Consider the following 19,949-nt stretch of genomic DNA (forward strand, 5'->3'; position numbering starts at 1 on the left):
TGCATAAAACTAAAAATGTCCGATTCTTTCGGATATTTTTAGTTAAGGCATTTGAAAAAAATATATTCAGGATTTATCTTGTTAAGGATGATTTAATGGAAGAATTAGATGAAATAAGAGACGAATTAAAAATGGACAAAACCATAAAGAAAGACGTAGGCCCAGAGGTATTTATATTTCTGGCAGCCTTCCTAGGCCTCTTTATCTATATGGGTTCTATAATGGGCGGGACAAACATGATCAAAACTATGATGCTTACATCATATGATCTTTTGATGAATGTCTGCCTATATTTGATGGCCGTTGCAGTTTTAGCAGGTGGTATATCTGCTATATTTTCAGAATTTGGCGTTATTGCCTTAGTAAACAGGCTAGTTTCAAAGATAATGAAGCCTATATACGACCTACCAGGTGCATCTTCTCTTGGTATGCTAAATTGTTTTATGTCTGATAACCCAGCCATATTAACACTTGCAGCTGATGATAACTTTAGAAAGTATTTCAAAAAATATCAGATGCCAGCCCTAACCAACCTAGGAACTTCCTTTGGTATGGGACTTATCACAGTTACATCTATGATGGCCCTACCAGTTGATAATGCTATGAAGGGCGCTCTAGTTGGCCTCCTTGGTGCTGTAGTTGGTTCTATCATATCAGTTAGACTTATGATTTCTAGGACCAAAAAATATTACGGCACAGAAGAAATGGTTGAAACCAAGGGAGCAGCAAATGTGCCAGATGGCTATAGAAAAGTCAGAGAAGGATCGGCAGGAGCTAGGTTTATAACAGCCTTCCTAGACGGTGGTAAGGTCGGAGTAGACATGGGTGTTGCAATAATCCCAGGTGTTTGCCTCATTTGTACTCTTGTAGTTATGCTTACAAATGGAGCAGGACCTAACGGTTATACAGGTGAAGCCAACCAAGGAATTGCAATATTACCAATGTTAGGCGAAAAACTTGCCTTCCTCATCAACCCACTTTTTGGTTTTAACTCACCAGAAGCCATAGCTGTTCCAATCACAGCCCTAGGCTCAGCAGGAGCTGCTATTGGTATAGTAGCAGATATGTCTGGCAGAGGCATCGTAACAGCAAACGACATAGCAGTATTTACATCAATTTGTATGTGCTGGTCAGGCTATTTATCAACCCACATAGCCATGATGGATGCCCTAGAGACTAAAGAAATGACAGGTAATGCAATATTGTGCCATACTATAGGAGGACTAGGAGCAGGTATAGCTGCCCACCTTATATTTATGGTGATAGGATAGGTAAATATGGACATAATTAAGTATTCACAATCTTCTGTGGAAATTATTAAAGAAGCTAATAAGGTTGCCATCAGGAAAAACAATGTAGAGGTATCTGACCTTCACATTTTCTATGCGATTTTAACCTTAGAGGAAAAATTAATAAGAACCTATTTTAAGGAACTTAAGGTAATTTACCAAGATGTTTTGGATGATACAGAAAATGCCCTGACCAAATTAAGGTCAGCCAAGGGGATTTCCTCTCTCTATACATCTAGGTCCTACCAAAGAGCTCTTTTAATAGCAGAAGAAATTTCTAGGAACCAGTTTGAAGAAAAAATAAAAACCGAGCACTTGCTTCTTGCCCTTTTGAGAGAGGCTGATATGCCTACGGCAAAACTTGCGGCTCCTCACGGTCTTACCTATGAAAAGTTTAACGAACTAGTTGCCAAGAAATTTAACGAATACCTACTAAAAGGCATTGACCAAGAAACTATAATTAACCTTGAAAGATATGGGACAGTTCTAACCAAGGAAGCCATAGAAGGAAGGCTTGACCCTGTTATTGGCAGGGAAGAAGAAACCAGAAACGCCATCAGGATTTTATCTAGAAGGATAAAAAACAACCCGATATTAATCGGAGATGCAGGAGTTGGTAAAACTGCCATAGTTGAAGGTATTGTTCAAAGGATTGTGGCAGGCGACGTTCCAGATGATTTGAAAGATAAAATAATATTCTCCCTAGATATGACAGCCCTTGTTGCAGGAGCAAAGTACAGGGGAGATTTTGAAGAAAGACTTAAAAAAATCCTTGAAATAATCAAGGACTCTAAGGGAAGGATAATTCTATTTATAGATGAAATCCACAACATAATTGGCTCTGGTTCTGCATCTGGAACTATGGATACAGCAAATATGCTAAAACCAATGTTGGCAAGAGGCGAGATTCTAACAATCGGTGCAACTACCATAGAAGAATATAGAAAGTATATCGAGGCAGACAAGGCCCTAGATAGGCGTTTTCAAAAAATCCTAATAGAAGAGCCAAGTATTGAAACAACAATAGCCATCATGAGGGGAATCAAATCTAAATATGAAAACCACCACATGATAAAAATAACTGATCCTGCTCTTACAGAGGCAGTTAAATTATCAAAGAGGTTTTTGACTGAGAGGAAACTCCCGGATGTGGCAATAGACGTCATAGATGAGGCGTGTGCCCAGGTAAAGATGGCAAGGGACCAAAAACCAGAAGAGCTAGATAATCTTCACAGGGAAATTGTCCAGCTTGAAATGGAAAATATAGCCTTAAAAAACGAAAAAGACAGCCTATCAAGCCACAGGTCTAGGCAAAAAGAAGAACAGATCAAAAGGCTTGAAGAAGAGCTTGCCGAAAAAACTGAACTCTATGAAAAAGAAAAAGAAAGACAAGAAACTATTGTCAAGCTTGAAAGAGAAATCGACATCATTGGCCTTGAGATAGAGGAAGCCAAGGCTAAGAGGGATTTTGAGAATCTGGATAAGTTTGTAAGTCTAAAAGAAAAAGTAAGCGACAAATTAAAGAAAATAGAAGACCAAGGCGAATTTTATCCCCTAAGGACTGAGGTTGGCGTATCAGAAGTCAAAGATATTATTTCAAAGATGAGCGGGATGCCAAAATCCAAGCTCCAATACGACAAACTTGACTCTATAAAAATTGTAAGAGAAAAACTCAAGGAAGAATTCGTTGGTGGCGATGATATGATTGATAAGATTATCAATACCTACATCATAGCTGAGGGTGGACTTTTTGAGAGAAGTAAACCTGTCCTAAGTTTTCTTGTTTTAGGGCCAAGCTCTTCGGGGAAGTCTTATATAGCAAAACTTTTGTCAGACTACCTCTATGAGGGAGAAAAATCCCTACTTACTTTTGATATGAGCGAGTTTACTGATAAGTCATCAATTACTAAGCTAATTGGTGCCCCTCCAGGCTATGTAGGCTACGAATTTGGAGGAGTATTGACCCAGGCTTTAAGGACTAGGCCTTATAGTGTGCTGGTTTTTGAAAATATTGAAAATGCACATTTTGAAGTGCAAAACCTAGTTTTACAAATCATCCAAGATGGAACCATCAAGGATAATAAGGGGAGGGATATTAACCTTAAAAATTCAATCGTAGTTTTAACTATGACTGTAGATGAGGATGCCAACTATGAAGAATATGCCAAGGAAAAGTTAGACGTGGACTTTGGTAAACATGTCGACTATGTATTTAAACTCAGTCCTCTAGATGATGATAAATTAGATAAACTTATTTCTCTAAACTTTAGAGAATTAGAAAAAACTTTGGCAGAAAGACAAATAAACTTAACCTATGAAGCCGGATTTTTTGATAAGTTTGGCATCTATGCCAAGGAAGAAGAACTTGATGCAAGAAGCTTAAAGAAGCTTATAGAACAGGATGTTTACTTTTTGATTTGCGAGAAGAATCTCACAAGTGAAATTAAGGCATTCTCAGAATTAACTTTAGATTTTGATAGGGAAAAGAAGTTCACCGTCAAATTGAAAGAAAATAAAAAATAAGGAGTAGAAGAATGGAATTTAAAGTACCAGAATTTGTTAGGCCAGACTTTTCAGAAGAAAAGTTCAAGAAAGCAGCAGATATTAAACTACAAGAAGTAGAAAAAGACGGCGTGGCACCTGATGATTTCTACTTAACTCGCCATATGCCAACATTCTATAAAGTAGCTGGCGAATGGCAACTACCAGAACATACATCAATCAACTGTGTTGCAGTCCTAAAAGATGGCAAAATCGAAATAGTTGAGATAAGAGAGCTTAAAAAAGGTGACCAAGTTGTAGTAAGCGAGGACGGCAAAATCGAAGACGGCATCTTTGTTTATAACAATGCCTTCCCAGACGATGTATATTCTAAACCAGGTAAGGCTGTAGAAACATCATTTTCTGAAGACTATGACAACCTATTCGAACTCTTACAACACGAAAGAGATTCAGAAGATGGTTATATAGTATGGGTACTAGGTCCTTCAGTAGTATTTGACTATGATACAAGAAAAGCCCTTAACCAATTAGCAGAAAATGGCTATATCAACTGTCTACTAGGCGGAAACGCTATGGCAACCCATGACCTTGAAGGTGGATTTTTAAATACAGCTCTTGGTCAAAATATCTACACCCAAGAAAACCAACCAATGGGTCACTATAACCACCTTGACCTTCTAAACGAAGTTAGAACAACAGGTTCAATTAAAGATTTCATCGCAAGCGGAAATGTAAAAGATGGTATCATCAAGACACTATCAGATATGGACGTTCCATTTGTGTTATCAGGATCAATTAGAGATGATGGCCCTCTTCCAGAAGTAATCGGTGATGAAGATAGAGCCTTATCAGAAACAAAGAAAGAACTTGACAAGGCAACAGTAATTATTTGTATAGCAACTATGCTCCACTCCCTATCAGTAGCCAACATGGCTTCTAGCTATAGGATTAGAAAAGATGGAAAAATTTCACCAGTATATCTCTACTGTGTAGACGTAACAGAAAACGTAGTTCACAAGGTAGGAGCAGCTAGGGAAAATCTTGCCTATGTACCAATGGTAACAAACGTACAAGATTTCGTAGTAAACTGTGAAAAAGCTCTAGTAAGTCCAGCTAATAAGGCTTTCGCTAGAGAAATGGAAATTCCTGAAATGGAATATGTAGAAGCAGGAAAAAAAGCTGATAGCAACGAAGGAGAGATACAATAATGAAATTTGAAATGCCAAAATACCATCATCCAGATTTTGAAAAAGATTTTTTAAAAAATGCACCAAATGTAACCCTTGAAGAAGTAAAGGTAGATGGTCTAAGCCCAAGAAACTACCACGCTCTTTCAGTTTATCCAGAATACTTCAAAATAAACGATAAATGGGTTCTAGCAGCAGAATCAAGAATGGATACAGTTTGTGTAGCCAACGACACTCCAGGTGAAGAAAGCGTAAATATAGTTGAATTTAGAAACCTTAAAAAAGGTGACAAGGTAGTAATCGGACGTACAGAAGACGCATCAGAAGGTATCTATGTTTGGACCCAAGGCTTCCTAGAAGAAGACGCCCACCAAGACACCTTCGCCTTTAGGGCAGGCCGCTCTAGAGAAACAGCCTTCTCAATAGACTACGACAACCTCTATGAAGTATTAAAATATGAAAAAGCTAACCATGGTTATGTAACCCTAATTGTAGGTGCAGCTCTAGCCCTTGATAGAGATTCAAGAGCAGCGCTTGAAAGACTAGTGAGAAATGGTTATGTAAATGCAATTTTCTGTGGTACAGAAACTGCAGCCTTCGACCTTGAAAAAGGAATCTTCGGCACAACTTGGGGCCAAGAAAAATTCGAAAAAGAACAAAACACAACCAAAAACCTATACAAAACAATCAACCTAGCAAGAAAATACGGCTCAACCAAAGCCCTTGTAGAAAGCGGACTTGTAAAAGACGGCTTCATGAAAGCCTGTGTTGAAATGGACGTTCCAGTAGTAATAGCAGGCACTATCCGTGATAGACTAGGCCTTCCTGAAACAATCAACAACGTCTATGATGCTCAAAACGAAATGAGAAAACACGCTAGAAAAACATCTACAATCATCATGATGGGCGCAATCCTTTATACAATCGCAACAGGAAATATGACCCCATCATACAATGTATTTGACGGCGTTGTAAGACCAGTATATATGTACACCATAGACATCCAAGAATTCGCAGTAAACAAACTATCAGACAGGGGAACAGTAACAGCTGTTTCAATGGTAACAAACGTTCAAGACTTTATCAGAAACGTAGATCGAGCCTTAAACAGTTAATATTAAGGAGAAGCAATGAAAAAAATCGTACTTGCCCTAGGCGGAAACGCACTAGGAAATAGCCCAGAAGAGCAAAAAAAAGCTGTAGCAGAAACTGCTAAATCAATCGTAGACCTAGTTGCAGCAGGCAACAAGGTCATAATCTCACACGGCAACGGCCCACAAGTAGGCATGATCAACCTAGCCATGGACACAGCAAGCAAATCAGAAGCAAAAACAGCTGAAATGCCATTTGCTGAATGTGGAGCTATGAGTCAAGGTTATATAGGATACCATCTTCAAAACGCTATCGAAAACGAACTTGCAAAAAGAGAAATGGACCAAACCGTAGTATCACTTGTAACCCAAGTATTGGTAGACAAAGAAGACCCAGCCTTCAAAAATCCAACCAAGCCAATTGGATCATTCTATTCTAAAGAAGAAGCAGACAAACAAGCAGAAAAAGGCTTCGCCTTCAAAGAAGACGCAGGCAGGGGATACAGAAGAGTAGTACCAAGCCCAAAACCAATCAACATAGTTGAGAAAAAAGCAGTTGAAAAACTCTACAACGATGGAATGATCGTAGTAGCAGCAGGTGGCGGCGGCATCCCTGTAATCAAAGAAAATGACAAGCTAATCGGAGTTGACGCAGTAATAGATAAGGACTTCACATCTGCAAAAGTTGCTGAACTCGTAGGAGCAGACACCCTTGTAATACTCACAGCAGTAGAAAAAGTAGCCATTCACTTTGGTGAGCCAAACCAAGAATGGCTAAGCCACCTATCAGTAGAAGAAGCTGAAAAATACCTAGCAGACGGTGAATTTGCAGAAGGATCAATGAAACCAAAAATCGAAGCGGCCCTATCCTTTGTAAAATCAAAAGAAGGCGCAAAAGCATTAATCACATCCCTAGAAAAAGCTCTAGACGGCCTAAAAGGCGAAACAGGAACCTATATAGGATAACATTGATGAAAATTTAAAAGTCAATAGACCTCTGAAAAAAATACGGGCATCAAGCTCGTATTTTTTTGAGTAAAAAACATGGCGATTTTTATAATAATATTCTCACCAGTCAAAGTTTTATATGCTATCATTGCAATAGGCTTTGAAAGGATTTCTGGACTTTATCAAAGATTAGCTTATTTTAATTAATAGTCTAGACTTAGCGATTAAAATGGGAGTTTGGCGAGGAGTTTATTTTATTATATTTTCCTAATCTGTTATAATTAAATTATGATAAGTAATTAGCAGGATGAAGGAGGATGCTAAAAGTATTCCGGAATTTGTTCTGAAAAAGAATTTAATAGGAGAAGAATATGGATAACACACAACTAGCAAAAGAAATTGTTGCCAAGGTCGGTGGTAAGGATAATATTTCTTCCTACGAGCACTGTGCAACTAGGCTAAGGCTTATGCTAAAAGACTTCGACAAGGTTGATGATGAGGCAATTACAGATCTTCCTGGAGTTCAGGGAACAAACACTGCCAACGGTCAATATCAAGTGATTTTAGGACCAGGTAAGGTTAATCTAGTGACATCTGAGGTTGGGAAAATCGTAGGCGACGGGGCGAGCACCGTCAAGGAAGAAAAGGCAGAGGGAAATATCATCCAGAGGGGAGTTAAGACCCTTTCTGATATTTTTGTCCCAATCATTCCTGCTATCGTTGCTGCTGGTCTTTTGATGGGTATTAATAATATTTTGACCAGCCCATTTTTTAACGGTAGGACCCAATCAATCGTTGAAATTTACCCACAAATAGCAGACCTCGCTGCCATGATAAATGTATTTTCATCTGCAGCCTTCGCATTTTTGCCAGTATTAATAGGATTTTCTGCGACCAAGAAATTTGGGGGCAATCCTTATTTGGGAGCTGCCATGGGCATGATCATGGTCCATCCAGAACTTTTAAATGCCTACGCTTTGGGAACCACACCTGCAAGTGAGATTCCAGTTTGGAAGGTACTTGGTTTTGCCATTCCTGCTGTAGGCTACCAGGGAACAGTTTTGCCAGTTCTTGCTGTGGCATGGATTTTATCAAAGATTGAAAATTTCCTCCACGACAAGACCCCAATTTGGCTTGATAACCTAACAACACCTTTGCTTGCGACTTTGATTACATCTATCATTACCTTTGCCCTAGTGGGTCCTGTGATGAGAAACGCAGGGGATGCCCTAACAGCAGGAATTACCTTTATCTACACCAAGCTCGGATTTTTGGGTGGGGCAATATTTGGTCTTTTATATGCACCAATCACCCTTACAGGTATGCACCATTCTTTTATCCCAATCGAAACCCAGCTAATAGCCAACCAAGCTGTAAGTGGAGGATCTTTTATCTTCCCAACAGCTTCTATGAATAATGTCGCCCAGGGTGCGGCTGTTCTCGCAGTTTTATTTACAACTAAGAACGAAAAAATGAAATCAACTGCCGCTGCTTCTGGAATTTCTGCCCTACTTGGTATTACAGAACCAGCCATGTTTGGTATCACCCTTAGACTTAGGTATCCATTTATAGCAGCTATCATAGGCTCTGCTCTTGGTTCTGCCTATCTTGCCCTAAGACACGTCCTTGCAATTGCCTTAGGTGCGGCAGGACTTCCTGGCATTATCTCAATAAGACCAGAATCTTGGGTAGACTTTATAACAGGACTTGTAATTTCAATGGCTTCTGCCTTTATCCTTACAATTGTCTTCCAGAAAGGTAATATGTTTGCGGTCAAAGACTCTAAAGAAGAAAAGGTGAGTGAGCCTAAGTCTCAAAAAATCGAAGAAAAAACAGCTGGCAAAGTTATAATCCTAAACCCTGTTAAGGGAGAGGTAGAAAATATAGAAAAATCTGTCGACCCAACCTTTTCCTCTAAGATGATGGGCGATGGTCTTGCAATCAAGCCATCTGAGGGTAGAGTCTACGCCCCAATGGATTCTAAGGTTGAGTCAATTTTCTCAACAGGCCACGCTGTTACCCTTTCATCAAAAGAGGGAGTAAATATTTTAATCCACATCGGTGTTGATACTGTAAGCCTAGAAGGCAAGGGCTTTACCAAGCATGTTAAAGACGGCGATGAGATAAAGGCAGGAGACTTACTAATCGAATTTGATCCAGCATATATCAAATCTCAAGGCCTTTCCAACCAAACAATGTTGATTGTTATGGATTCAGAGAATATGGATATCGACTTTGACCTTGGAAATAAAAATGCTAAAGAAAAGGTAATGGAAATTAAGAATGCTTGATAAAAAAATCTACCAAGAGGCTTCCCAAAAAAGAAAAGAAATGAAGGAAAGGGTGTCAACCGACCCCTTTCTTTTAGACCTTCACGTTTATCCAGAAACAGGTTGGCTAAATGATCCCAACGGTCTTTGTTATTATGAAGGACTTTATCATTTGTATTTTCAATATTCACCCCTTGATGCAAAAAGGGGTGATATAATCTGGGGTCATGTGAGTTCGCCAGATTTTTTGACCTATAAGAGTGAAGAACCCTTTATTTTTACGGATTCCCCCCTAGATAAGGACGGGGCCTATTCGGGTTCCGCCTTTATAAAGGACGGAAAAATTAATTTCTTTTACACAGGTAACGTAAAATACGAGGGAGATTATGATTATATCATAGCAGGACGTGATCATAACACCATAAAGATAATTTCAGATGGTTATGATTACGATACAAAAATTCTAGTCATGGATCATGACGATTATCCAGCCGATATGACAAGACACATCAGAGACCCAAAAATTTACGAAAAAGATGGGGCTTATTATATGTTTTTGGGAGCTAGAGCTTTTTCCAACAAGGGTATGGTTTTGATTTTTAAGTCCCAAGACCTTACGAAATTTACCTACCACATGAGGGTCGAAACCCCTTATGACTTTGGTTATATGTGGGAGTGCCCAGATTATTTTGAAATTGACGGCCAAGGAATCTTGATTTGCTGTCCACAAGGTTTAGAGAGCGGGGAATACCGTTTCCAGAATATCTACCAGGCAGGCTATTTCCCACTAGATATTGATTTGAAAAATAAAACCTATAAGCTGGGTGACTTTGTAGAATTAGACTATGGTTTTGATTTTTATGCCCCTCAGACCTTTGAAGATCCGGCTAAAAGACGCATATTGATAGGATGGATGGGTATGCCTGATGCAGACTACACAAATCCTATCGGCTATGATTGGCAACACGCACTTACCATCCCAAGAGTCTTGACCTATGAAAATGGCAAAGTCTACCAAAGGCCGATTGAAGAATACCAAAGACTAAGGGATAGGAAAATCTCTCTAGAAAAGGGCACAGCCTATGATGGGAAAGTCTTTGAGGCTGTGGTTAAAAATATGAGGGGAGATTTTGCTGTAAATATCAGGGAAGATGTGACTTTGACATACGAAAATGGAGTTTTAATTCTCGATATGGGCACAAGCTCTTACGGAAGAAAGCTCCGAAAAATAAAAATTGACCATATCGAAAAACTTCAAATTTTTTCCGATAAGTCCAGTCTAGAAATCTTTATAAATGGCGGGGAGAAAGTCATGACAACTAGGGTTTATTCTGATAAATACGTCTTCAGCACAAATGATTTTGACTTTAAAATCTATCCTCTAAGGCCACTTATTTTTCAATAAGGAATTCAAATGCAAATTAGAATTAAAGATTTTGAGGAGCTCACAACAAGAGAGCTTTACGAAATTTTAAAGTTAAGGGTTGATGTCTTTGTTGTAGAACAAGCCTGTCCCTACCCAGAAATAGACGGCAAAGACTACGAGGCAATCCATATTTATTTGGAAAATCAAGGATATATCCTAGCCTATGCTAGAGTCTACGAAGAAGACGGCGAGATTCACCTAGGCAGGGTCATCTCCAAAGAAAGAAGGAAAGGCTACGGTAGTCTTATCCTAAAAGAGTCGATAAAGGCAGCGACTGATAACTATAAAACCACAAAAATTCACATAGAAGCCCAAACTTACGCCCAAAATTTATATGCCAAGGCTGGTTTTGTGAAAGACTCTGAGGTATTTTTGCTAGATGGAATTGAACATGTGAAGATGGTTTTGCAAATAAAATAAGATTTAGGGAGCAAGTCTCCCTTTAATTTTGAAAATTTGGGTATAAGTATAAGAGGTTAATTATGGAAACTTACACTAATGAATTTCACAACAAGCATACATACATAAAAATAGATGACATAGAAAAGGTAAATTTGAGTGATTTAGAAGCTTTAGCCAAGGATAGGCCCTTACAGATTGGGATCTATTCTGATCAGCTAGATTTAATTGAGTTTTTGAAAAAGGCTGATTTTATCCTCAAAAGAAAGTGCTACGAAGTGGAAGCGACTGAGAAAGATTTGAAAAAACCTTTAGAGCCAACAAAAAGCAAAGGTAAACTCACAAAAAAGGGAGAAGAAGCTTTTGAAAAGGCGGCAGCTTTAGTTTTTGCATATTACAAAAGGACCCACGAGTCCGTAAGCTCATTGACTGTTGGCCTTGAACAATTCAAAGAAATCCTCCCAGAAAAAGCTTTTTATTATGAAGAAAAGGGGCAAGTCCTAATGACAGCCTTACTAGAAAATGAAGAAATCGCCTACCTAGGAGGTCTTGACGACTCGGTTGAGGATGATTTTATAAATGATTTGCTAGTTTATTTATTCAAAAACTACCAAGAAATTTTCTTCGAAGCCGACAACACAGATCCACTGGCGACTAGGTTAAGGGGAAAATTTATCTCAGAAGCAGAAATTAGCTACGATACTTATGTAAAAGCAAAGTTAAAAAAATAAAAGGAGAGAAAATGGCAACAATCAATAGTGGTATTTTTGGTGATTCTAATACCTTTAACTTAAAAGAAATTAATATTGAAAAAGTTAGAAGTGAAGTTTTGGACTTCTTTGTAGTAGGTGAAGAGGTGATATCAGCCTTTGAAACTATAAGGGACCAAGTCGTTTTTACTAATAAGAGGATTTTGGTGGTAAACGTTCAAGGCATTACTGGCAAGAAAAGGTCATATCTTTCTTATCCATATTCCAAAATTCAATACTTTGGGATAGAAACTGCCGGAGTTTTGGATATTGATAGCGAATTGATTTTGGCCTTTAACGACGGAACTAGTCTAAGTTTTGACTTTAAGACAAATGTCGATATAGTTGGAATTTCAAGGATGATTTCAGAATTCGTCCTATAAAATAGAAACGAGGAATATTATGTATCCATACGGATTTTACTTTGATAAAACCTATTTTTTAGTCTTGATAGGCCTTGTGATTTCAATGCTGGCCCAGGCTAATATCACTTCTAAATTTAATAAATACAAAAAAATCAGATCAAAACGCGGGTTAACAGGGGCCCAGGCTGCCCAGATGGTGCTTGATTACAATAATTACAGGGATATCTCTATTAGGAAGGTAGGTGGGTCTTTGTCAGATTATTTCAATCCTTTGACCAAGGAAGTCGCTCTATCAGCAACTTCTTTTAATGATTCATCAATTGCATCTTTGGCAGTAGCTCTTCATGAAATTGGGCACGTTATACAATTTAAGGAAGGATATATTCCTTTAAAGGTCAAATCCTATATGGTGCCTGCTGTTAATTTTGGATCTAGGTTATCTTTTCCAATAATTTTGGCAGGGGTGTTTTTGTCCCAACAAAAATTAATAACTATTGGACTTGCCTTATTTTCCCTTACACTTTTATTCCAAATTGTGACTCTACCTGTGGAATTTGATGCATCAAGGCGTGCTATAGTGGCTCTTGAAAGGTCTCGAATTTTAGATGAAAACGAAATTTCTGGAGCGAAAGATATGCTAAGGTCTGCAGCCCTCACCTATGTGGCAGCAACCCTTGCTACAGCCCTTCAATTACTAAGGCTCTTCCTCTTGTTTGGGGATAGGAATAGGCGCGATTAAGAAAGTTTTTATCAAGTGCTCGTATAAATCTATAGCTACTTACTTGGTCATATTTCTTTTGTAAGCTTTTATTTGTTAGGCAAAAATAAGGGCACTTGAAAAAATTTTTTTAAAATACAACACTAATTAAAAGATGAGCGCTTGCGGTTTTTCTGGGGCGCTTTTGTTTTGCAAATAAATTTATTTTGTAAATTCCAACTAAAATAGTATAATTCATTTAGGGAGCTGGGCTTCCTTTATTTTAAAAATAATGGTCAGAGATAGTCAGTAAGCTTCGACCATTAAATCATAGAAAGACAGGAGATTATGGCAGGTTTAACTAATCAAATAGAAAGATTTATAAAGCTTATGCTTGAAGATAGTGTTGACGGAGCCTTGGAAATTGGGAGAAATGAGCTGGCGAGCCAGTTTGATTGTTCTCCAAGTCAGATTAATTATGTCCTTTCAACTAGGTTTACTCCACACAATGGCTACTTGATTGAGAGTAGGCGTGGTGGCAATGGCTTTATTAAGATTATAACTATTGTTGAAGAAGATGATTATGTTTCCTATTTACTTAGGAATTTAGCTAAGGAGATGAGCGAATCAAATGCCAATAATCTTTTTAGAGACCTTTACGAGAGGGAATATTTTAACAAAAACGAGTACCTGATGGCAAGATACGCTACAAGTGATAAGACCCTGGCAGATATAGAAGCCAAGGGCCGCAATACTGTTAGGTCCTCGATTGTAAAAAGCCTTCTGTTGAGTATTTTGGCAAGGAGTTAGTATGAAATGTGATAAGTGTGGCAAGGAAGCTAGTGTGAGCCTGAAGGTGATTTTTAACGGCAATAGCCATAATATTCATCTTTGCTCAGATTGTATAAAAAAATATTCTAATATACCAGACGATGTGGATCCAAGAAATATAAGTAACGAAAATATTTCTTTTAATCCAAAGGATTTAGAAGGACTTTTGCAAAAGTTTATCCCAAGTCTTGAGGAAGTTATCGATGGATTTTATGAATATAAATATAACCAGGCTAACAAAGAATTATCCTATATCTTAAAGGTAGATGAAAAATCTTGCCCATATTGTGGCAATTTAGAGTCGAATATTAGAAATGGAGTATTTGGTTGTGCTTATTGCTATAAGCTAGATAAGGATTTAACAGGTAAGGTGTTGAAAACTTACAACAACTTTAGCGAATATAAGGGAACTTATCCTAGGGCAGAAAGAGAATTTAAGGAAGTGGCTGATGAGATAAAAGTCCTATCTCAAAGGCTTAACGAATCTGTAGAAACAGAGGATTATGAGCTTGCTGCTGACCTAAAGGAAAAAATTGATAAACTGAATATGCAGGTGAAAAATTGATAGATTTTGCAAAAGATATCCTCATCTCTACAAACCTATCTCTAAGGCGAAATATCAAGGGCTATGATTTTCCGACAACTATGACCTTTGATGAGAGCCTTGTAATAATGGATATGGTGAGAAGTGTTTTTGGAGACAGGCTAGTTTTGCTTTCTGATTTGGATGACGGAACCATTGATAGATTGATTTCAGAAATGGTCCTAAGTCCAGATGTGACAAGTAAACTTGCTCAGGTTGGTATCATTTTTGAGGGGGACACTACCCTTGTAATCAATGATAGGGACCATATTTCCATAAATATTTCTAACTTTGACTTGGATTTGACTGGTGCTTACAAAAAGGCAGTTGAAATTGAAAAAGTTCTTGATAGTCATTTTGATTTTGCCTTTTCTAGCGAATATGGTTATTTGACAAGCGGGGCGAGAAATGCGGGAACAGGTCTTGAAATTTGGATAAAATTATTCCTCTTTGGCCTAATTGATAATCCAAAGACCTATGCAGGTTTTGAGCAAGCTATGGTTTATGCTGGTCTTTACCCACAAAAATTTGTTCCGCATGGCTTAAAATCATACGCAGATGACCTATACTTGCTAAAAAATTACGGTAATTATAGGGAAAAACCAGAAGCCTATCTCAAAAAGATAGAAAAGAATTTGGAAATTCTTGTTAAAAATGAGAGAAGGTTTAGGAGAGATTACAGGATTTTAAATAATACAGACGATAGAGAAGTAGAAGAAGAGATTGATTTGATAGAAAAAAGCTTAGAAAGTGGTTTGGTTAAGAGTCTTGATAAGATGATGAAGGCCCTTTATAGGCTTAAAAAATACCAGCTTTTGGGCTTTAATATAAAATTATCGGAAGAAGAAATTAACAATTTGATAAAAAAACTTTCTTCACACAAATATAAGGAAAATTTCGATGCCGCAAGGTACGAATTTTTGATCAAAGAAATGGGGGATAGCCATGGAAAATAATAGATTAAATAAACTTACCCAGCAGGCTAGACGTGAGTCCTATAGTCTAAACCACGACTATATAGGTACAGAACATTTGCTCCTTGCCCTCATGAAAACAGGGTCAGGGGCGAGTAAGGCTTTAGAGGCAGCAGGTGCGAACTATGAGCTTTTAAGGTCTATTGTTATTAATAATATTGGCAGGGGAACAGCTGTTAGACCTGCTACAGAATATAGTAAAAAAGTAAGAAAAATTTTGGAAACTGCGAGATTTTACGCCAATAATAGGCGTGCTCTTGCAACTAGCGAAGAAGATGTTCTTTTAGCTATCATAAATGATGAGGATTCCTTCACAAACATCATGTTTTTGCTATCTGGAGTTGAAAAGGATACGATTAAAAAGCAACTATTAAGCTTAGTTAGGGCTGAAAAGTCTGAGGGAAAAACAAGTTCAAAATTTAGTGAAAATATTACAAATTATTGCACTAATCTAAATGACTTGGCAAAGGCAGGAAAAATTGACCCGGTAATTGGGCGTGAAGATGAGATTAAAAGAATCATCCAAATTCTTATGAGAAGGACAAAAAACAACCCAATCTTAATTGGAGAACCAGGCGTTGGCAAGACTGCTATCGCAGAAGGGTTAGCAAGTGAGATTGTAAAAGGCAATCTCCCTGCTATTATGAAGGATAAAACCATCCTAAGTCTTGATTTAGCATCAATGCTAGCAGGTACCAAGTACAGGGGTGATTTTGAAGAAAGGCTTAAAAAATTATTTGAAGAAGCTGCTAACCGTGATGATTTGATTCTCTTTATAGATGAGTTTCACATGGTCTTAGGGGCTGGTGCTGCTGAGGGGTCAATGGATGCTGCAAATATCCTAAAACCAATTTTAGCCAAGGGAGATCTTCAGATAATTGGCGCTACAACTATTGATGAATACAGAAAACACGTAGAAAAGGACTCCGCTCTTGCCCGTCGTATGCAGGAAGTCCAAGTTGACGAACCAAGCCTTGAAGATTCTAAAAAAATTATCGAAGGTCTAAAGTCCATGTATGAAGACCACCACAAGGTAAAAATCACAGATGAGGCCATAAAAGCGGCTGTTGACCTATCTGATAGGTATATTACCGATAGGTTCTTACCAGATAAGGCAATCGACCTAATTGACGAAGCTTCATCAAAGCTAAGGATTTTGGCTTTTAACGATGAGGAAGAAAATACAGATACAAGGGAAGATATCCTAGAAAAATTAAAGGCAGAAAAGGACCAGGCTGTTCTAGATCAAGATTTTGAAAAGGCAGCAAAACTTCGTGATATTATAAATCAAAAGAAATTTGATTTAGAAAATGAAAAGAAAGAAGATGGACAAGGCTATAAGCTAGCTATTTCTTATGATGATATAGCAAATATTGTTGCTTCTTGGTCCAAGGTTCCAGTTGAAAGACTCACAGAGGATGAAAAATTAAAGTATGCCAAACTTGATAAGAACTTGGCTGGCACAGTTATTGGCCAAGATGATGCCATAAACTCAGTAGCAAGAGCTATCAAAAGAGCTAGAGTAGGCCTCAAAGACCCTAAAAAACCAATAGGTTCCTTCATTTTTGTCGGTCCTACTGGTGTTGGTAAGACTTATCTTGCTAAAAGCCTTGCTGAGGCACTTTTTGGTTCAGAAGACAGGCTGATTAGGATGGATATGAGTGAGTATATGGAGAAATTTGCTGTAAGTCGTTTGGTAGGATCTCCTCCAGGCTATGTTGGTTATGAGGAAGGTGGTCAGCTTACAGAAGCTGTAAGGACCAATCCATATTCTGTAATTCTTTTTGACGAAATTGAAAAAGCCCACCCAGACGTTTTCAATCTCCTTCTTCAAATCCTAGATGACGGAAGATTAACAGACGGCCAGGGAAGGACTATTGACTTTAAGAATACTATAATAATCATGACCTCAAATGTTGGTGTATCAAGCCTTCAAAGAGCGACATCAATCGGTTTTGACCTGGCAGAAGATAAAGAAGAGGCCGATAACGAACGCAACAAAGAAATAATAACAAAGGCTATTAAAGATTCCTTTGCACCAGAGTTTTTAAATAGGCTTGATGAAACCATCATGTTCAATTCCCTAAGCCAAGATGATATTAGGAAGATAACAGGTCTTATGCTTGAAAAAACCAGGGATAGGCTAAATGAAATCGGCATAGAAATCGCCTATGACGATAGGGTTGTAGACATACTCGCTAGGGAAGGCTTTAACTCTGAATACGGGGCAAGACCATTAGAACGCCACATCACAAAGATGATAGACGATAGGCTAGCTGAAGATGTTCTTGATAATAAACTAGACAAGGATATGACCATTAGGTTATACGTTCAAAAAGATAAATTGTGTTTCAGGAATATTACAAAGAGTAAAATTTCTAAGACTTCTAAAGAAGCACAAAAAGTAAATTAAAATTTTGCCTAGGGGAATTATTCTCCTAGGTTTTTTTATCTGAGACTAATGGTAGTAAAAAAATTTACTAAGGTATTACTCCTTCCAATGATTTGGCATCTCATAGCCGTAAGGCTTGTTATTAAATTGGGATAGGGCTTCAGTTGGCAAAGTTTCTACGGTCTTAAAAATTTTTCAAGGTGCAAAGCACCGCAGCAGAAATTTATGAAAAACTTTATGTAATTTTGAGCTAGCCTGCCCGGATCATGGAGGGCCCGTGCGGAGCACCTCGCAGCGAAGCGAGAGAGAAATAGTAAAAAAATTCATTCTTTATTTCTTATCGATTAGGCTCAAGTTAAACTAAGGATAGCAGTCTATATCCACCTTGTATTACTTATATTGTAAAATAGCTTAGGTAAATAAGGAATTTAATATGATTTTCTTTTTTATATCACAACTCAAATTTTGGGTAAAATATTAAAAAGAGGTGATTTTTTTGAATAAAGTATTAGATGAAATTATTGAGGAAATAGATGAGCGTTTTGGGGAAATGGTTGATTGTCGTAGGCATATCCACCACAATGCCGAGCTTTCTTTTGAGGAAGTGGAAACGGCTGAATTTGTCGAAGATTTTTATAAGGATAAGGATGTTAAAATCACAAGTCACATGGGCGGCAATGGCCTTAGGGTGGTAATTGACACTGGTAGGCCTGGTAAGACTATCGCCCTTAGGGCTGATTTTGATGCCCTTCCTATCAAGGAAGAAACTGGCCTTTCCTTTGCTTCTAAAAACGAGGGTGTTATGCATGCTTGTGGCCACGATGCCCACACAGCCTATCTTATGGTGCTTGCAGATATTCTCCGTGAGAAAAAAGAAAAACTTAGAGGCAAGATTGTAATTATCCACCAACACGCCGAAGAAGTTCCACCAGGAGGTGCCAAGGGGATGATTGAAGCTGGAGTCCTCGAGGGGGTTGATAATGTCTTTGGTATCCATGTTATGTCCGCCATGGATTACGGGACAATCCAATATCACAAGGGCAATACCCAGACCGGCAGGGCCATGTTTAAGATAAAATTCCAAGGAAAGGGCGGCCACGGATCTATGCCACACCTATCAAACGATTCAATTGTAGCCGCAAGTCATTTTGTGACAGCCGTTCAAACGGTCGTAAGTCGTAGACTTTCTCCTTATGAGGTAGGAGTTGTGACCATTGGTTCTTTTGATGGCAAGGGTACTTTTAATATCATTAAGGATTCTGTGACTGTCGAAGGCGATGTCAGGGCCATGGCAGATGAGACTAAAAAGACAATTGAAGAGGAAATCAAGACTATAGCCAAGGGAATTGGGGAGACTTTTAAGGTCGGAGTTGAAATAGAATACACCGACGATTATCCAGTTTTATACAACGACCCTGAGATGACCCAGCTGGTTGTGGATGCTGTTAAGGAAGCAGATATCAAGGAAGTAACAGATATTATCGACTGCGGACCTCAACCACCATCAGAAGATTTTTCTTATTATGCAAAAGAAAGACCATCCTGCTTTTTCTATGTAGGAGCAAAAAAGGAAGATGCCCCATATCCACACCACCACCCAAAATTTGACATCAGAGAAGATGCCATGAAAATTTGCGCCAAGGCCATGGCTGCTGTTGTGGTGAAGTATTTGGGGGAAGATTAAATTAGGTTTGGCTAAAGCTAGTAAAGCTTGATTTTTGTCCGATAGGATTTTTAATGAAACTGACTAGAAAGAAACTATTTCCAATGGGAACACAAAAAGACAGGAGAACTCGACTAACTCCTGTCTTTTTTGTTGGCTAGTTATTATTTTTAAATAAGCTATCTAACCATTTGCAAATATAGTACTAATTATACTTGCCATGATAGCTAATAGAAAAGATTCTATCCAATGTGAACATCCCCTTTCTGTTACCAGTATGGGGATAGTAACATAATAATTATAACAGATTTTTATATATTTTTCTTAAAAATAATAGGAATCAGTTTAATAAAATAGCAGATTTCCTAAAAAGAAGTATAATGAATCTACCATAAAGAGAAGGGGAGAGACAAGCTCTGTGATCCTTCAGCAACCTACTTTTTGTAAGGTGCTAAAGCTTGGCTGATGGATTTTTATCACATCCATCGGGGCGATGGGTGTTTTTTCGTGCCCAAAATTTATTTTTTAAATTGACTAGCGTATTTATGTTGATATAATATCTGAGTAATAATTTGAAAGGAAT

Annotated in this window: 16 protein-coding genes and 1 riboswitch; all 16 genes read left to right on the forward strand. The window is 38.0% G+C overall.

Annotation, left to right across the window (positions count from 1 at the left end):
* Window positions 1–95: 95 nt before the first annotated feature.
* Window positions 96–1,271, forward strand: a complete 1,176-nt coding sequence (locus RQ893_RS01965) for a hypothetical protein (RefSeq protein WP_311481371.1) — start codon at window positions 96–98, stop codon at window positions 1,269–1,271.
* 6 nt (window positions 1,272–1,277) lie between these two features.
* Window positions 1,278–3,812 (forward strand): AAA family ATPase, encoded by a 2,535-nt coding sequence (locus RQ893_RS01970; RefSeq protein WP_311481372.1) that lies wholly within the window; start codon window positions 1,278–1,280, stop codon window positions 3,810–3,812.
* An 11-nt stretch (window positions 3,813–3,823) separates the two neighbouring features.
* On the forward strand, window positions 3,824–4,999 hold the full coding sequence (locus tag RQ893_RS01975) for a hypothetical protein (RefSeq protein WP_311481373.1): 1,176 nt from the start codon (window positions 3,824–3,826) through the stop codon (window positions 4,997–4,999).
* Complete coding sequence (locus RQ893_RS01980; RefSeq protein ID WP_311481374.1) at window positions 4,999–6,093, forward strand: hypothetical protein; 1,095 nt, start codon at window positions 4,999–5,001, stop codon at window positions 6,091–6,093. Before RQ893_RS01975 ends, RQ893_RS01980 begins: the two co-directional genes overlap by 1 nt.
* A gap of 15 nt (window positions 6,094–6,108) precedes the next feature.
* A complete protein-coding gene (arcC, locus tag RQ893_RS01985) occupies window positions 6,109–7,035 on the forward strand; it encodes a carbamate kinase (RefSeq protein ID WP_311481375.1) in 927 nt (308 codons plus the stop codon).
* A gap of 353 nt (window positions 7,036–7,388) precedes the next feature.
* Complete coding sequence (locus RQ893_RS01990; RefSeq protein WP_311481376.1) at window positions 7,389–9,308, forward strand: sucrose-specific PTS transporter subunit IIBC; 1,920 nt, start codon at window positions 7,389–7,391, stop codon at window positions 9,306–9,308.
* On the forward strand, window positions 9,301–10,692 hold the full coding sequence (locus tag RQ893_RS01995) for a glycoside hydrolase family 32 protein (RefSeq protein WP_311481377.1): 1,392 nt from the start codon (window positions 9,301–9,303) through the stop codon (window positions 10,690–10,692). Before RQ893_RS01990 ends, RQ893_RS01995 begins: the two co-directional genes overlap by 8 nt.
* Before the next feature lie 9 nt (window positions 10,693–10,701).
* The gene (locus RQ893_RS02000; protein ID WP_311481378.1) at window positions 10,702–11,133 is read left to right on the forward strand and encodes a GNAT family N-acetyltransferase; all 432 of its coding nucleotides are present in this window, start codon (window positions 10,702–10,704) and stop codon (window positions 11,131–11,133) included.
* 62 nt (window positions 11,134–11,195) lie between these two features.
* Window positions 11,196–11,843 (forward strand): hypothetical protein, encoded by a 648-nt coding sequence (locus RQ893_RS02005; RefSeq protein WP_311481379.1) that lies wholly within the window; start codon window positions 11,196–11,198, stop codon window positions 11,841–11,843.
* A gap of 11 nt (window positions 11,844–11,854) precedes the next feature.
* Window positions 11,855–12,244 (forward strand): PH domain-containing protein, encoded by a 390-nt coding sequence (locus tag RQ893_RS02010; protein WP_311481380.1) that lies wholly within the window; start codon window positions 11,855–11,857, stop codon window positions 12,242–12,244.
* 19 nt (window positions 12,245–12,263) lie between these two features.
* On the forward strand, window positions 12,264–12,965 hold the full coding sequence (locus tag RQ893_RS02015) for a zinc metallopeptidase (RefSeq protein ID WP_311481381.1): 702 nt from the start codon (window positions 12,264–12,266) through the stop codon (window positions 12,963–12,965).
* Window positions 12,966–13,271: 306 nt separating this feature from the next.
* Complete coding sequence (locus tag RQ893_RS02020) at window positions 13,272–13,733, forward strand: CtsR family transcriptional regulator (RefSeq protein WP_311481382.1); 462 nt, start codon at window positions 13,272–13,274, stop codon at window positions 13,731–13,733.
* A 1-nt stretch (window position 13,734) separates the two neighbouring features.
* Window positions 13,735–14,319, forward strand: a complete 585-nt coding sequence (locus RQ893_RS02025; protein ID WP_311481383.1) for a UvrB/UvrC motif-containing protein — start codon at window positions 13,735–13,737, stop codon at window positions 14,317–14,319.
* On the forward strand, window positions 14,316–15,293 hold the full coding sequence (locus RQ893_RS02030; protein WP_311481384.1) for an ATP--guanido phosphotransferase: 978 nt from the start codon (window positions 14,316–14,318) through the stop codon (window positions 15,291–15,293). The genes RQ893_RS02025 and RQ893_RS02030 overlap by 4 nt, the downstream gene beginning before the upstream one ends.
* Window positions 15,283–17,724 (forward strand): ATP-dependent Clp protease ATP-binding subunit, encoded by a 2,442-nt coding sequence (locus RQ893_RS02035; RefSeq protein WP_311481385.1) that lies wholly within the window; start codon window positions 15,283–15,285, stop codon window positions 17,722–17,724. Before RQ893_RS02030 ends, RQ893_RS02035 begins: the two co-directional genes overlap by 11 nt.
* Before the next feature lie 475 nt (window positions 17,725–18,199).
* Window positions 18,200–19,387, forward strand: a complete 1,188-nt coding sequence (locus RQ893_RS02040) for an amidohydrolase (RefSeq protein WP_399523327.1) — start codon at window positions 18,200–18,202, stop codon at window positions 19,385–19,387.
* A gap of 365 nt (window positions 19,388–19,752) precedes the next feature.
* A riboswitch (SAM riboswitch) is annotated at window positions 19,753–19,866 on the forward strand.
* The last annotated feature ends 83 nt before the right edge of the window (window positions 19,867–19,949 follow it).

The sequence above is a fragment of the uncultured Anaerococcus sp. genome, assembly GCF_963510915.1.
Classification (GTDB): domain Bacteria; phylum Bacillota; class Clostridia; order Tissierellales; family Peptoniphilaceae; genus Anaerococcus.